Source organism: Nitrosospira sp. Nsp2 (assembly GCF_003050965.1).
Classification (GTDB): Bacteria; Pseudomonadota; Gammaproteobacteria; order Burkholderiales; family Nitrosomonadaceae; genus Nitrosospira.
This window is the reverse complement of sequence record NZ_QAOU01000004.1, coordinates 283922-297967: the sequence shown is the minus strand read 5'-3', so window position 1 is coordinate 297967 and position 14046 is coordinate 283922. Positions and strand designations below refer to the sequence as shown.

At 47.9% G+C, this 14046-nt stretch carries 14 protein-coding genes and 1 tRNA gene; 7 read left to right on the top strand and 8 right to left on the bottom strand.

Annotation, left to right across the window (positions count from 1 at the left end; genetic code table 11):
* The first annotated feature begins 29 nt into the window (after positions 1-29).
* The 3 genes from C8R31_RS11210 to C8R31_RS16790 all read left to right on the top strand — a co-directional run bounded on the left by C8R31_RS11210 (position 30) and on the right by C8R31_RS16790 (position 1154).
* Positions 30-521, top strand: coding sequence for a thermonuclease family protein (locus C8R31_RS11210; RefSeq protein ID WP_107694144.1), 492 nt, complete (start codon positions 30-32; stop codon positions 519-521).
* A 124-nt stretch (positions 522-645) separates the two neighbouring features.
* Complete coding sequence (locus C8R31_RS16795) at positions 646-1002, top strand: SOS response-associated peptidase family protein (RefSeq protein WP_107694143.1); 357 nt, start codon at positions 646-648, stop codon at positions 1000-1002.
* On the top strand, positions 969-1154 hold the full coding sequence (locus C8R31_RS16790; RefSeq protein WP_375136131.1) for an SOS response-associated peptidase family protein: 186 nt from the start codon (positions 969-971) through the stop codon (positions 1152-1154). The genes C8R31_RS16795 and C8R31_RS16790 overlap by 34 nt, the downstream gene beginning before the upstream one ends.
* A 138-nt stretch (positions 1155-1292) precedes the next feature.
* Here C8R31_RS16790 and C8R31_RS11195 read toward each other — a convergent pair.
* A tRNA-Met gene (locus C8R31_RS11195) sits at positions 1293-1368 on the bottom strand.
* Between the two features lie 1537 nt (positions 1369-2905).
* On the opposite strand from C8R31_RS11195, the gene C8R31_RS11185 reads away from it, so the two are divergent.
* Positions 2906-3691, top strand: a complete 786-nt coding sequence (locus tag C8R31_RS11185; protein ID WP_107694140.1) for a hypothetical protein — start codon at positions 2906-2908, stop codon at positions 3689-3691.
* A 110-nt stretch (positions 3692-3801) separates the two neighbouring features.
* Here C8R31_RS11185 and C8R31_RS11180 read toward each other — a convergent pair whose 3' ends face one another.
* The 6 genes from C8R31_RS11180 to C8R31_RS11155 form a co-directional block, all read right to left on the bottom strand.
* Complete coding sequence (locus tag C8R31_RS11180; RefSeq protein WP_146164586.1) at positions 3802-4974, bottom strand: hypothetical protein; 1173 nt, start codon at positions 4972-4974, stop codon at positions 3802-3804.
* 121 nt (positions 4975-5095) lie between these two features.
* On the bottom strand, positions 5096-5761 hold the full coding sequence (locus C8R31_RS11175; RefSeq protein ID WP_107694138.1) for a hypothetical protein: 666 nt from the start codon (positions 5759-5761) through the stop codon (positions 5096-5098).
* Positions 5746-6303, bottom strand: coding sequence for a hypothetical protein (locus C8R31_RS11170; RefSeq protein ID WP_107694137.1), 558 nt, complete (start codon positions 6301-6303; stop codon positions 5746-5748). The genes C8R31_RS11175 and C8R31_RS11170 overlap by 16 nt, the downstream gene beginning before the upstream one ends.
* A gap of 180 nt (positions 6304-6483) precedes the next feature.
* On the bottom strand, positions 6484-6795 hold the full coding sequence (locus C8R31_RS11165; RefSeq protein ID WP_107694136.1) for a recombinase family protein: 312 nt from the start codon (positions 6793-6795) through the stop codon (positions 6484-6486).
* Positions 6795-7241, bottom strand: a complete 447-nt coding sequence (locus C8R31_RS11160) for a hypothetical protein (RefSeq protein WP_107694135.1) — start codon at positions 7239-7241, stop codon at positions 6795-6797. The genes C8R31_RS11165 and C8R31_RS11160 overlap by 1 nt, the downstream gene beginning before the upstream one ends.
* Before the next feature lie 340 nt (positions 7242-7581).
* The gene (locus C8R31_RS11155; RefSeq protein ID WP_107694134.1) at positions 7582-8616 is read right to left on the bottom strand and encodes a site-specific integrase; all 1035 of its coding nucleotides are present in this window, start codon (positions 8614-8616) and stop codon (positions 7582-7584) included.
* A gap of 339 nt (positions 8617-8955) precedes the next feature.
* On the opposite strand from C8R31_RS11155, the gene C8R31_RS11150 reads away from it, so the two are divergent.
* Positions 8956-10125: a UbiH/UbiF family hydroxylase gene (locus C8R31_RS11150; protein ID WP_107694182.1), complete on the top strand. Its 1170-nt coding sequence runs from the start codon at positions 8956-8958 to the stop codon at positions 10123-10125.
* 58 nt (positions 10126-10183) lie between these two features.
* On the top strand, positions 10184-10897 hold the full coding sequence (locus C8R31_RS11145) for a DsbC family protein (RefSeq protein WP_107694133.1): 714 nt from the start codon (positions 10184-10186) through the stop codon (positions 10895-10897).
* A gap of 26 nt (positions 10898-10923) precedes the next feature.
* Here C8R31_RS11145 and C8R31_RS11140 read toward each other — a convergent pair whose 3' ends face one another.
* The gene (locus tag C8R31_RS11140) at positions 10924-12138 is read right to left on the bottom strand and encodes a murein transglycosylase A (protein WP_107694132.1); all 1215 of its coding nucleotides are present in this window, start codon (positions 12136-12138) and stop codon (positions 10924-10926) included.
* Positions 12139-12605: 467 nt separating this feature from the next.
* Here C8R31_RS11140 and gdhA point away from each other — a divergent pair, with 467 nt between their 5' ends.
* Complete coding sequence (gene gdhA / locus C8R31_RS11135; protein ID WP_107694131.1) at positions 12606-13949, top strand: NADP-specific glutamate dehydrogenase; 1344 nt, start codon at positions 12606-12608, stop codon at positions 13947-13949.
* Positions 13950-14046 lie beyond the last annotated feature (97 nt).

Genomic DNA, 14046 nt, shown 5'->3' with positions numbered 1-14046 from the left:
TGAGATCAGCCATATCGAGCTCTGCTCAAATGCAAGACTTCAACTCAGCATTTCGATTCGCAATCATCGCAACATGCACTTTCTACGTGTCCGTAGCACAGGCGGAAACGTTTAGCGGAAAGGTTGTGGGCATAGCAGATGGCGACACCTTGACAGTTCTTACCGCATCAAGGCAGCAGCACAAAATCCGGTTAGCCGAGATTGATGCGCCTGAGAAAGATCAGCCCTTCGGTACCAACTCCAAGCAGTCACTCACAAACCTGTGTTTCGGCAAGGAGGCAGAAGTCATTCCACGAGCATCAGACCGCGATAAACGAACGGTCGCCCGTGTTAAATGTGCTGGCTTAGATGCTAATGCAGAACAGGTTAATCGCGGCATGGCTTGGGTATATCGAAAATACGCGAGGGATAATAAACTTTACGTCTTGCAGCACCATGCAAAGGTAGCAAAACGTGGCCTGTGGAGTGACCCGTCCCCCATCCCACCTTCGGCGTGGCGACACCAACGTAGACAAATGTAATTCATGTGCGGCAGACTTAAACAATCGGAAACGCGGCGGTACTACGCTAGCCCCCTAGGTGCCGAACCAGCGAGCATGTTGAGCGGTTAGGAGACGCATCCCTTCTACAATACCGCCCCGGTCAATGTCCATGGATGATTTGCTTCACGACTGCGAATTACTATTCATCGGTGTGACCCGGGGCTATAGGACCTCTAAAGAGGCGGCTGAGAAAAAGAAACCGTGGATATGCGCATGGGTAGAGAAATCGCTAACAGGACGATATTTCCGGCACTTGTTTCGGGAAGGGCGAGCAATCATTCCTGCCGGGGGGTGGTATGAACGGACCGTTGAGAATGGAAAGAAGCAGCCTTGGTACATTACGTGCAAAGTGAATAAGCCTATTTTCATGGCAGGGTTGAATAACTTAAGACCATATATCCACCAGACCGTTGAGGTTGGTTCGTTATCGTTACAGAAGTTTCAGGGGCGGGAATGGTAGATATTCATAACCGTAGGCCGGTTGTGCTAACGCCGGAGGATGTGTGGCGGTGGATGAACTCAGAAACGCCAGTTGAGGAAGCCGCGCGTATAGCGCGAACAAGATCAATACCTACACAAGAGTTCATGTGTGGAAAGTGGACAGGGCAGTAAATCGGCCTGATCCTGGCAACAACGGGAAGCATTAACTAAGACCTATTGCTCTGGGCTAGAGTTAAGGCTTTTTGCGGAAGGCTTGTGGCCCACAGAAGACAAAAGGCTTACGCACTTTAACGCAATCGCCTGATTCGTTGGTAGCGAATCCCAGATTCGAACTGGGGACCAACGGATTATGATTCCGCTGCTCTAACCACTGAGCTAATTCGCCACGTATTAAATCCTTCTTACTATCAACATCTTACTGTGTGAAGCAAGGTGTATTATAACATTAAAGCAAAGTTGTGAACTAGATGGAAGTGTGAACGATTGTGAATGGAATGTGAATGGAAAGTAAGGTGTATTAGATGTATAGCAAGGGGTAGAAGGGGGTGAGGGGGTCACTTTATATAGTGCATTGCACCTAAATATTTTCTAGCAGAAATGTTGAGAATCAAGGCTAGCTTGCCTAGCTATCAGGGCTGATATAACTATCAGCTTGTCTGAAACCTTCTACGGATGACGTGTTATAGAATCAGGAACCAGACGAACAGGATCGATATTTTTATAGCGACCGTCAGATCAGTCAGGCCTGTGGCGCTACCCTTCTTTCTGTGAGGCAAGACTTCTACTTGCCTTAATCAACCTTCTTTCATCCCTTCACCTTCCGGTTCGCAGCAGATACCACATGTAGTTTTAGAAGGATGAGCCGCGTCTATTGTCTGGCCTATCAACCTGTTTGCTGGCGATGGCGAATTTGATGCGATCCGCATCATATGAAATTGATGAATCTTTATATCAGGTGATAACCGGCTGAAGTCATTCGGTAAAATATTTTTGCACTGGGTAACAAAATGGTTGCACTAATCTGCTCACAGTACTACTATTAGTTCACCAGAAGGATAAAAATACTAAATCTGGTACATTGTATATCTATTATTGAGCATCTAACGCATGGGTATAGCCATTTCGCATATAGATGAGGAAATAAGAAGATGGGACTTCCTGCACATCAAATAGCCGACTTGGCGGAAAGAATGGGGAGAAAGCCATGAGAAGATAATCTGCTCATTTGACACAAGCCCTTCGGTCAAGTGAGCATAGATAAGGCCCTTGATTAGCATATCCTTGGCGGGGTCACTAATCAAAGGCCGGTAGGGGCCAACAGCCCTAATACAAACATGTCTATTGGCAATCGAATAGTGACCCAAACACTTTTCACAGTCAATAGGCCGTCTAGTACTTTTTCCTAATAGGAGAAATACCTTGTCGATCTATCTAGTGACGTATGACTTGAATGCCCCCGGCAGGAATTATGACCCAGTCCATGTTTACCTGAAACGCTTCACGCACTGTAAGAAACTTGAGTCAGTCTGGCTTATCGAAACGGGATTACCTATTGAAGAGATACGTGACGCATTACGAAGGCTAATTGACACGAATGATGTGGTATTAGTTGTGCGTCTTATGAAACAAGGCGCATCCGTTAATTATCCTTGCATGACATGGCTTAATGAACCAAGTCGATCTTGGTAATAATGTTAATAAGTACCGACTGGATAATGGAGGGGGAATCTAATAACCTCCCCCTTCGCGAATCTGATTTTTGACCGGTGTTGGAAGTATGAGATTACTGAAGATACGGCTTTGATTGATGCCACAAGACCGGCAAGACAACAAGGCACTGGATTTTCAGTTAAAAGCTTTTGCATAGCGGCTGCTTCATACGCCTGCACATAACAAGTACGAATAATTGCACTGGTATCCATATGGCGAACTATATTGATAAAGAAATATTATCTGAAGCATATTCCCATTTTGAAATAGACATATTTAACGACAAGGAGGCGCTAGCCAAATTAGAAAAAGATTTAACGTCTTATTTTTTGGAACGTGCTGAGTATGTGTTTGGGAAAGGGGTGAGAGTTGAAATAGAATTTGAGGAAGGAAGTCTTCGAACCAAAATAAAAATTGTCGGTAGCGCAGCGCTGATAATTTATGGGTTGATGGCAGACTTCGGAGGATTTACTCAAACAGTTGGCCAGCTGGCTAAGGAGTCAACAGTTCTTGCACAAAACGCAAACTTTGAACTGGCATTTAGAACTAAAGCTGCTTATTGCGAAAAGATTTCCGTAGAAAAGCGACGAGGTGTATTTGGCAAAACCAATGACTTGCTTGCTGAGTTGGATTTCATACGCAATTCAATAAGCCGGTACGGTATACCTACCCCCGCAGTGTTGGAAGATTTCCATAGTCTAGTTAACCGGTTATATAGTTGGCATAACAAGGCAGCAAACATGATCACTAAATTGGAAAGTGAGGAGTCAAAGGCTTGTATTTCCGCTGGACTGCTTGAAGAACTGGAAAAGTTTCCTGCAAGCGTGCCGTGGGAAGATGAACTCAAAACGGAAAGTTTTCGTGCTTTAATCTTGCGATCTGATCCTGACCTGGCGGGCAGTGTAGCGACTGAAGTATTGCGAATGAAAGAAATTGTAAAATTTATGCGTAGACATTACAAAGATATTGTTGAGCAATACGCGCCAGTGCCTGCCTGATAGATTTGTAGAGTCTTTCCGGTGCCAGTGTTCTTAACGTGATCCTGTACCCCCGCATAGGAGCTGTTAATACATCTTACTGAAACGCATCAGGAAGCCCTACAATCGATTTAAATAGCACTGTCACTCATCGCGTCGTGTAAGTGTTGCTCGTAAGTCTTCTTAACCAGAAAGCTGTCATGAACGGGCAAAGCCAATATGTTTTGTTTCATCAGATTCTTCAATACCTTTTCACACAGCCAAGAATCCGTGTTCTGTAGCATCAGACCAAAAGGAGGGTTATAAAAGAAGTCAGATATTAACGGGTGTTCTTGTTCAATCCGATGTAACAGATCAGCCGCACCTTTCAAATGGAACTCACTCCTAATCGTATTGATAGCCTGCTTCCTAGATTTACAATTGAATAGACACAGGAATGCCTTCTTCACATCCCCCCGTTCACACCCCTCAATTGTGTAAGGATCAAAGGCAAGTCCCCAACCCACTAATGAATATGCTATGGCTGGATGTAACGCCACATAATCCTTCTCAACTACAGCCTCCCCATCTAATTTCAACTTCAATCTATCTTCTTTAGATAGCTGTTGCCAGAAGCCCCCATAGAACCTACCACCCCCTTCCTCATTAAAGACACGTCGCATCGTCGTAGCAGTCGGATCAACTTCATACCTCAGTTCTACATCATCTGTATTAATTGCAGCAGTGCGTACCATATTGTTATATTCCGTTAAATCTTCCCGCATTCCGTTGGTGAAACGATCATCTACGTAATCTACTAGCCTTCCAGAAGCATCCTTCTTAATAATGGTCTCCTCTTCCGGTACTTCTGGATTTCTAGTTATCTGCCTCACATCGAACTTAGAAATAAGACTAAGCAGTTTGTCGCTGCATTTAATCCGGGTCTGGTAGCCCTTGTTCGTCGTTCGATCATGAAAACCAATCTTCTGGTCTATGTAACCCATTTCAACTAAGTCATCTAAGACTCCCATCAGCAACGAATGCTTCAGGAACAACTTCCGGTAGCGCGTCCCCTTTTGGTAGTCTTCTTTTCGTCTACTAATAGCCCGCCATGGATTATTGGAATACGTTGAAGCGATCCATAGGTCTAGGATCAATCCGTCTAGGTGTTGTCGCACCCTTCCTGCTTTCCTGACTTGCTGTTGTTTACTTCTTCGTAATTCTAGGACTTCATTGAATACCGCCTTTAGCTGGTCAGCCATTGGCGGATAGTCTGATTTCCTATGAACTTGGAATTGTTGTGCTTCTGCTAATGAGACGGTCATCTTTTAGCCATTTATCACATATCGTTGGTACGCTTTCTAGAACTTCTCTTACTTCCCTAAGTGTTTCTAACAAGCCCCTTAGCTTGTCATCGTCCCGCTGATTGTCCAATTAATTATCCCTTTAATTAAAGATCGGATTACGAGTTGCACCTTTCATTGGTGATTCAATTAATGTATCGAAGATGTTGGTCTGTTTTAGTGGGTTACTGATTAGGTCTTTAAATGTGAAGCCACCACTGCCACCTTTAACTTCCCCTATGGTATTACCCCCTGCCCACGAAGTAGCAGCTTGCTTAGTACCTCCCATAAAGCTATTAACACCACCGGCAACCTGACCTACAGCACCAAATATGGACTGCCACATTTGGCCTTTCTGTCCGGCATTAAAGAAGTCAGCTTCGGCTTGTGCAGACCGTTGATTAATCATTGATAACTGTTGAGAGAATGAGGACATCTGCCCCAAAGTTCCTAAATTAGCCCCCAATCCTGAAGTGATGCTAGAAGTAGCACCAGATAAACCACTAGTACCACCAGTAAATCCTACCCCGGCATTACTAGCACCAGCGACGACATTCGCGCGTCTTATTCTTGCTTCACGTACTTGCTGTACCCTTTCACGTTGGTTCAATACAGCTTGTCTAGCTGTTTCTAATTGATTCATTTCCTGCTGTGCTGCTACTTGCCGTTGTACGGCCTTCTTCTGTTTCTTGGTAGCAGCCATACCCATCATGGTGCTACCTATTGTGGCCCCGATGCTTGCTAAGCCGGCAACTACAGCGATGGGCATGGCACTGCCTCCTTACGTTTAACCCCATACGTACCCACCACCGGATCAGAAGGGAAGGCGTCATATGAGAATTCTAGAAATCCATTTCCTTTCGTTGCCTGTTCAATTAGATGGGGATAAGTAACCAATTGGCTTCCAACACTTTTTAGGTCGATCAATACGCCACAGTCAACCACACCATATTCAGAAGGGTGAGCCACAGCGTACAAAAGCCAGTCCGCATAATCATCCGTCTGTATCTTCTCCAGTTCGGTTGGTCCAAACCTGCTCACATTCCTTATAGTGAAACCTTCAAGGAAATAAGGTTTGAATTTAGCGTCACGGATTCTGTAGGAGATTTTCATCCTCTCCACATCAATCCACTGATCGATTCCCAGCTTACGATCCTCACTTAAAGATGGGGTCTTAAAGTAAACCGATAGAAGCTTTGGATCACTGAACAGAATATTGCACGCTACTTGCGACATGTGACTGTCGTACTGATCTGAAAACTCCCGCTGATTCAAATAGCGTTTGTTGTGTAACGAAAGTGTGTTACTCATCCTAATAGGTCCCTCATCATCTTTTCTACTTCTGTTAGTTCCTTCCTTTGCGGCCGGGGTCTGAACCTATGAAGACTACAACTCACCCTGGAACAGACTTCTATAAGCTCAGCAGAATCAGCTTTATATTTAACTGATTCCTCCCCAACACAACTTTTACATTTGGCGTGGATCGCGTCTTTATACGCTTTGACGTTCATGGGCTACGTTCCGATTGCCGCGCCATGCGTGAACCGCTTTGATGTGATGCTTTTTCATCCATCGACTGATGTGATACTGAGACCAAACGTCTTTACCATTCCGAAGGATTCCTTTCTCATTTAGGATGGCTGCAATAGCTCCCTGACTGTACGTCTCACCTAACTTGCGGATCAAAGCAGCTACAGACTCATTAACTTGCAGGCTGGACTTCTTGTGGAAGTTATCCTCATCTCGTCCTGTGACTAATCGTAGGTATTGCCCATCCTTCCTTACTCCCTGAATGTCATCCATTACTTACCCCCATTCTTCAGGTGATATGCAAGTCCTAAGGTCTGAATGTCGCGGCGACGTTGCGCTTGTACTTTCGTATCGTAATAGGACTGGACGTCGCTTCGTCTTAGCTCATCATAAAATTGCTTGTTACGTTCATGTAATGGCTTCGATAGAATTTGGGTTACTTTCCCATCCTGAACTTTCTGAATAGCCTCCCACGCCTTGTATTTGGCTTCTTCTTCGTAAGTTTCACGTGCGGCACGTATCTGCATCTTGGCCTGCTGGGATTGAGCCTGCATAAGCATCCGCGACCAATCCGGCTCAGCAGTAGCTTCTTTATGAAGATCATGAAAGGCATTCCGCATACCCTTCACTTGTTCCATTACGCTGTTGTGCTTTTTAGCTAGGAAAGCAGTTGCTTCGTTGCTGTGATGTTCTTGATTGAATATTGAATCGTCTTCCATTTACTTACTCCTTTTACATTTAAAGTTTACTGTGATACTATTACTATTATTGGATAACTATATTGACATCTTATGCATATAGTATATCACAAAAAGTGCTTGACTTGCAAGGAACTAGCACGTCCTAATCATGCGGTTATATAAATTATTGAATTAAAAGGATAGTTATTGTTCTGATGCGGTATCACATACGATTGAAGATGCATATGTAATACGCTATTGATGCAGTAAAGATGAAAATAAATAATAAAAAAAGGGCTATATTGCTATAACCCTTATCCCTATTACCTTTCAGAAGATTGGCATGTGATATTTATGCTGGTAGGGGCATCTCAGCGCCCTACCCTATATCAGAATATCTTAAAGGACGGTCAGATTGACCATCTAATTTATTAATAAGGACATTAGGACTGATATGAGTATATCTTCTCAACATCTGAAGGCTTTTATGTCCAGTCACAGCAGAAGTTTCGATTACATTCATCCCTAACTCAAATAATCTAGATGTAGCTTCATGGCGTAGGTCATGGAAATGAAAGTTATCCATACCTGCTTTCTTCACAGCAGTTTTAAATGCGCCATTCATTGCATCACTTCTAGGCTTCCATTTATAGAAGACACGCCTATCGGCAATATGCTTAGGGATAGATGAAAGGACTTCTATTGCCCTTAGTGATAATGGAATGGTTCTAGCTGTTCCATTCTTAGTGTCCGACAGGACTATGATACGTTTCTTAATATCAATGTCTGTCCATTCCATATTGAGTAGCTCAGACAGTCTCATAGCAGTTTCTATAGCTAATACTACTATTGGATATAGAAGGATGTTCTTAGACAGCCGACAGGCATTTAATAATCTATCTTCCTCATCATCTTCTAGTCTTCTTGTCCTAGCATTATTGGCTGTTGGCTTCCTAATTAAGGAAACAGGGTTAGTGACGGGTATGCCCCATTCTTTCAATGCGATGGTATAGACGTGGCTTATCAGTGCCAGTTCTAATCTCAAAGTCCCAGCGGAACATCTTTTCAATAGTCGGTCATCCCTATGCTTCGCAAAGTCCTTCCCTTTTAAAGAAGACAATGATCTTTTAGCTAAGGGATGCTTAAGCCATTGTGAAATGCGTCTTAGTTCCTGATCCTTCCCTTTCTTCTTAGGGGTAATCTCATCCCTATATCTAATAAGGGCTTCACCTAATGTAGTGTTGTCTGCGGAAGATCGGTTTACATACGACCCCCTATCCATATCAGATTCGATAGAACGAACCCAGACATGAGCATCTTTCTCATAGGTGAATGACTTGGATATAGAAGGATGCCCTTTGCGACGTACCTGGGCATTCCATTTACCGGAAGATAGCTTACGAACTGTTGCCATTTAAACACCTCATATCCATGTGAATGTGAATGAGATGTGAACAGCAAGAAAGGATTTGAATGTAACTGATTGATGAATAAGGTGGAAGTTATGAGCAGCCTGCCTATTATGATTCCGCTGCTCTAACCACTGAGCTAATTCGCCACGTATTCGCTAAGGAGGCGAAATTCTGCCTTTAGCAAGGCATCATGTCAAGATTAACACCGGGTTAGCTTCGTATCCTTATGACGATATGAAGAAAAATTCAAATTTAGACTGAGCTTCGTCCGTATGAGGAACCTCCGTCGCGAAATCTGCCACTCTTCATCCCCTGGATTCAAAGCCGGGTATAATGCTTTTATGAAATTCGATGTCGTTATTATTGGCGGCGGCCTGGTTGGGGCAAGCTTGGCGCTGGCTCTCAAAAACAGCGGGCTAAAAATTGCGTTGGTGGAATCTCGTCCACCGATGCCGCTCCCTGAGGACGAAAGCTGGGACAGCAGAATTTACGCTATCAGCCCGGGCAGCGCCAGTTTTTTGCAGGATCTCGGCGTGTGGCAAGTGCTGGACGAGGCCCGGATTACCCCTGTTTATAAAATGGCTGTGTTTGGCGATGACAATGCCGCTCGTCTTGATTTCAGCGCCTACGATATCGGCTATCCGGAACTTGCATTCATTGTGGAAAATCGCCAGCTCCAAACGGCAGTATGGGACGCACTGAAGCGCCAGAAAAAACATATCAAGATGTTCTGCCCGGCCCGATGCGCATCGCTGGAATGGACCGAATCACACGCCGAGTTACATTTGGAAGACGGCACCCTGTTACAAGGTTCCCTGGTTGTCGGCGCCGATGGTTTGAATTCCTGGGTGCGAGAACAGGGAAAAATCGAAGTTTCGCGCCATCCCTACCAGCAGATAGGCGTGGTGGCGAATTTCAGCACGGAACGGCGTCACCATAACATTGCTCATCAATGGTTCCGGCGGGATGGCGTGCTGGCCCTGCTGCCACTGCCGGGGAAGATGGTATCCATGGTGTGGTCGTTGCAGGAAGAGCAGGCCCGACCGTTGCTCGATGCGCCTGAGGCGGAGGTATGCACTCAGGTCAGGAATGCCGCAAGTAGGGTGCTGGGGGAGATGCAGCTTGTGACCCGGCCAGCCGGATTTCCGCTGGATTTTGTGCATGTGAAGCAACTTGTACGGTCGCGGCTTGCGCTTATTGGCGACGCCGCCCACGGTATCCATCCACTTGCAGGGCAGGGCGTCAATCTCGGCTTGCGCGATGCGCGCGAACTCGCCAACACTCTCGGGACGCGCGGGTTGGAGCCGGACTGTGGGGATTACCTGCTGCTGCGCCGGTATGAGCGCGCCCGTAAAGAAGACATTCTCGCGCTGGCACTGGTCACCGACGGCCTGCAGAAGTTATTCGCAAATTCCAATCCAACACTCGTCCGTTTGCGTAATCTAGGGTTGGGAATTACGAACCGCCTCCCGGTAATAAAAGACCGGTTGATGCAGCATGCGTTGAGTTGACGCCGAAGTAGCAACGCAATAACAACCTCAAAATATCCACTTAACCGGAGCGATGGTCATGCGTTTGAAACTCGTTTTCACTGCCCTGATATTGTGCTTACTCGCGGGTTCGGCTGCTGCTGATGAAGAAGCTGTAAAAAAAGCCCTGCAGACAACTTTCTCCGGCGAAAAGATAGAGAGCGTTAAAAAAACGCCTTTTTTGGGACTGTATGAGGTTGTGGTGGGAGGAGAACTTTTTTATACAGACGAAAAAGCAACTTACCTGTTTTTCGGGCATGTGATTGATCCCCAGACGAAGCAAAGCCTGACCAGCGAGCGTCTGCAACAGATCAAGGACACGCGCCGCATCAGCATGGACACGCTTCCGCTGGATCAGGCGATTAAAGCGGTAAGGGGCAACGGGAAGCGCAAGCTGGTCGTTTTCTCGGATCCGAATTGCCCTTACTGCAAGCGGCTGGAAAAAGAATTGGCTAATGTGAAGGATGTGACGATCTACACCCTGCTTTATCCGGTGCTCAACGGTTCGCTGCCAACGGCCACGGCTATCTGGTGTTCTCCCAATCGGCTTAAGGCCTGGGATGACTTTATGCTGAAAGGTGCCGCTCCCACCGGAAAGGATTGTGATACGCCGATTGAAACGATTCTTCAGGCGGGCCGGAAGAATGGGATAAACGGTACACCCACGCTTATATTCGCGGATGGGTCAGTAATCCCTGGAATGATCCCCTCCGATACCATCGAAAAGAAACTGAATGCCGCAGGCACAAAATAACCGTGGCGATGTCATGCCCAATGAGTTCAACAACAGGTTTTTTGCGCTACCGGCACCAGCGGCAAGTCTCCCTGCGACACATAACTGGCGGGCATTAATACCCACATCTTGCCCGTTTGTCTCATCTTTCCTGCCTGATTCGCCGCATCCGGCCCAAAGCCCCAGAAGAAATCGGCCCGCACGTTACCCTTGATCGCGCCGCCTGTATCCTGGGCCACCATCAACCGATGAAGGCGCTTATCGGTATTGGGCCAGGTCGTAGCGAGAAAAACAGGTGCGCCCTGCGGTACCACGCGAGGATCAATAGCAAGGCTTCGACCCGGGGTGAGCGGTACGCCGAGGGAGCCCAGCGGACCTGTCACGTTAGCGGGCAGCTCTCTAAAAAAAACAAAGCTCGAGTTCTGCTGCAGCAGCTCGGGCAATTTTCGCGGATTTTTTTGCCCCCACGCCTTGATTCCCTGCATCGACGCCTTGTCCAGCGCCAGTTCACCGCGCTCCACGAGCAATCTTCCAACGGATTTGTAGGGATGGCCATTCTGATCGGAGTAGCCCACCCTCACGATTTCACCATTTTCAAGCTCCACGCGGCCCGAACCTTGGATTTGCAGGAAAAACAAATCGACTTCGTCATCTACCCATAGCAACTCCTTCCCCTTCGGCTGCCCCGGACCACCTTCTATTTCAGCCCGGCTGTAGTAAGGCACCACTTTGCGTCCCTGCAAGCGTCCGCGCAACCGCATGTTTTTTAGCTCCGGGTATACTTCTCCCAAATCGATCACCAGGAGCTCATCAGGGGTGGTATATATCGGATACCTGTAACGCTTTGACTGCTTGCGGCTGCCCTTCAGCAGGGGTTCATAATAGCCCGTGATGAGTCCTTCCCCGCTACCGTCCGAATTCAACACCTGATGCGGAACAAAGCGGCTCTCGATGAATTGCCTCAAAGTAACGCCATCCTGCGCTTGCAGTGATTCAGCCTGGACACAGGTTTCCTGCCACAGCGGCTTGTTTTTCAGAACCGCGCAGCTGCGGAGAAACGCATCCCATGCCGGACGAATATCGTCCTCCGCCCAGCCGGTCACCGAATTCCAATCGGTTGGTTGGAGCACGACCACCGGCGCGGTTTCAACCGGCAACGGCGGAACGGGCTGGGGTGCCTCAGTGGTTCTCTTCGGCGCCATTGTACAAGCCTGGAGCAACAGCAGCGAGGCGATAGCGAATAAAGTTAATTGGTTTTTCATCCCGTTTTGTTTAAAGTGGCATCTCATAAATATACAGCAACCTCGAAATCATGTGGATTTTACTCCTCGAAGCGGCCGTGGCCCTGTCGCTGCTGATTCTCATTGTCTGGTGGACTAGACCCCCGAGGGCGCGCAAAAATGAAGATGAAAATGATAAGAATGATGCGGAGCCCAAGTAGCGCCCGTCGCACACTAACACCTCGATGACTCTGGCTGGGCTAAGCTGGAAGTAGACGCGACTTCCCCTCAAAAAAAGCGCGGATAACGCGACGCAAGGATGTTGTGGTCGCGATTCCAGCGGCAGTTATCCGGCAACGGTTCGATGGATTGTGAAACATCGGAAGCCGCCACGTAACCCCGTTCAAACCCGTTGTTCCTGACTTTCCTCATAAATACAGTGCGAGTCGGCGAGTAATTTGGCAGAATGCTCACCTTGGGAAAATGGTTTTGTCACACAGGGGAATCCAATGAAGTATCAAAGTTTTCAAGAATTCTGCACTTATATTGCGAAACGCAATCCCGGCCAGCCTGAATATCTGCAGGCGGTTGCCGAAGTGATTGAAAGTCTTTGGCCTTTCATCACGGAACATCCCCGGTATGCCGAGCATGGTCTTCTGGATCGCCTGACAGAACCGGAGCGAGTAATCATTTTCAGGGTTGCGTGGGTAGATGATCACGGCGATGTCAATGTCAACCGTGGCTACCGAATTCAGCATAGCTCATCCATCGGTCCTTACAAGGGAGGCACGCGTTTTCATCCTTCCGTAAATCTCTCTATTCTGAAATTTCTCGCATTCGAGCAGACCTTCAAAAATGCGCTCACCACGCTTCCCATGGGGGGCGGCAAGGGCGGCGCGGATTTCGATCCCAAAGGCCGCAGCCAAGGCGAAGTGATGCGTTTCTGTCAAGCTTACATGAGCGAACTGTTCCGCCATATCGGTTCCGATACCGACGTCCCCGCCGGTGATATCGGCGTGGGCGGGCGCGAAGTGGGATTCATGGCCGGGATGATGAAAAAGCTGTCCAATCGGGCGGACTGTGTATTTACCGGAAAGGGTCTGAGCTTCGGCGGATCGCTGATCCGCCCGGAAGCCACCGGGTACGGAACGGTTTATTTCGCCGAGGAGATGCTCAAGCAATCCGGCCGTTCTCTCGACGGGATGCGGGTTTCGGTGTCGGGCTCGGGAAACGTGGCGCAATATGCGGTGGAAAAGGCGATGGCGCTTGGCGCCAAAGTCGTCACCGTCTCGGATTCCAGCGGCACAGTGGTGGATAAGGAGGGCTTCACCCCTGAAAAACTGGCTGAGTTGATGGAAGTCAAGAATCGCCTTTATGCCCGGATAACCCACTACGCCGAACGTGTGAAAGCGGAATTCTTGCCCGATATGAGCCCGTGGCATGTGCCGGTGGATGTCGCCTTACCCTGCGCGACACAGAACGAACTGAATGAGGAGGATGCCGCAACCCTGATTAAAAACGGAGTTATCTGCGTTGCCGAGGGCGCCAACATGCCATCGACCGCCGAGGCTGTGAAATGCTTTGAACGCAGCGGAATTCTTTTTGCACCTGGCAAAGCCAGCAATGCGGGCGGCGTAGCCACCTCCGGTCTGGAAATGAGCCAGAACGCCATGCGGCTTTCCTGGCCCAGGGAAGAGGTGGACGCTCGATTGCTTGAAATCATGCAGGCGATACATCGCTCTTGCCTGCAATATGGCCGGCGCACGGACGGGACGGTCAGTTATGTCAACGGTGCGAACGTGGCCGGTTTCGTAAAGGTCGCCGATGCGATGATCGGTCAGGGTGTGGTCTAAACGATCCTGATTACCGGGATAGAGCGTCCGAGGTGTCTCTGGACGTATCCCGGTCTGCCCGAGCCGAAACTCCCCATACTTCGGCCAGCCTTTTTGC

Bases quoted from the DNA above. Each gene is read 5' to 3' on its own strand.
- C8R31_RS11185 (WP_107694140.1), top strand. From the start codon at position 2,906: ATGGCGAACTATATTGATAAAGAAATATTATCTGAAGCATATTCCCAT.
- C8R31_RS11210 (WP_107694144.1), top strand. From the start codon at position 30: ATGCAAGACTTCAACTCAGCATTTCGATTCGCAATCATCGCAACATGC.
- C8R31_RS11145 (WP_107694133.1), top strand. From the start codon at position 10,184: ATGCGTTTGAAACTCGTTTTCACTGCCCTGATATTGTGCTTACTCGCG.
- C8R31_RS11165 (WP_107694136.1), bottom strand. From the start codon at position 6,795: ATGGATGACATTCAGGGAGTAAGGAAGGATGGGCAATACCTACGATTA.
- C8R31_RS11180 (WP_146164586.1), bottom strand. From the start codon at position 4,974: ATGACCGTCTCATTAGCAGAAGCACAACAATTCCAAGTTCATAGGAAA.
- C8R31_RS11150 (WP_107694182.1), top strand. From the start codon at position 8,956: ATGAAATTCGATGTCGTTATTATTGGCGGCGGCCTGGTTGGGGCAAGC.
- C8R31_RS11175 (WP_107694138.1), bottom strand. From the start codon at position 5,761: ATGCCCATCGCTGTAGTTGCCGGCTTAGCAAGCATCGGGGCCACAATA.
- C8R31_RS11160 (WP_107694135.1), bottom strand. From the start codon at position 7,241: ATGGAAGACGATTCAATATTCAATCAAGAACATCACAGCAACGAAGCA.
- C8R31_RS11155 (WP_107694134.1), bottom strand. From the start codon at position 8,616: ATGGCAACAGTTCGTAAGCTATCTTCCGGTAAATGGAATGCCCAGGTA.
- gdhA (WP_107694131.1), top strand. From the start codon at position 12,606: ATGAAGTATCAAAGTTTTCAAGAATTCTGCACTTATATTGCGAAACGC.
- C8R31_RS11170 (WP_107694137.1), bottom strand. From the start codon at position 6,303: ATGAGTAACACACTTTCGTTACACAACAAACGCTATTTGAATCAGCGG.
- C8R31_RS16795 (WP_107694143.1), top strand. From the start codon at position 646: ATGTCCATGGATGATTTGCTTCACGACTGCGAATTACTATTCATCGGT.
- C8R31_RS11140 (WP_107694132.1), bottom strand. From the start codon at position 12,138: ATGAAAAACCAATTAACTTTATTCGCTATCGCCTCGCTGCTGTTGCTC.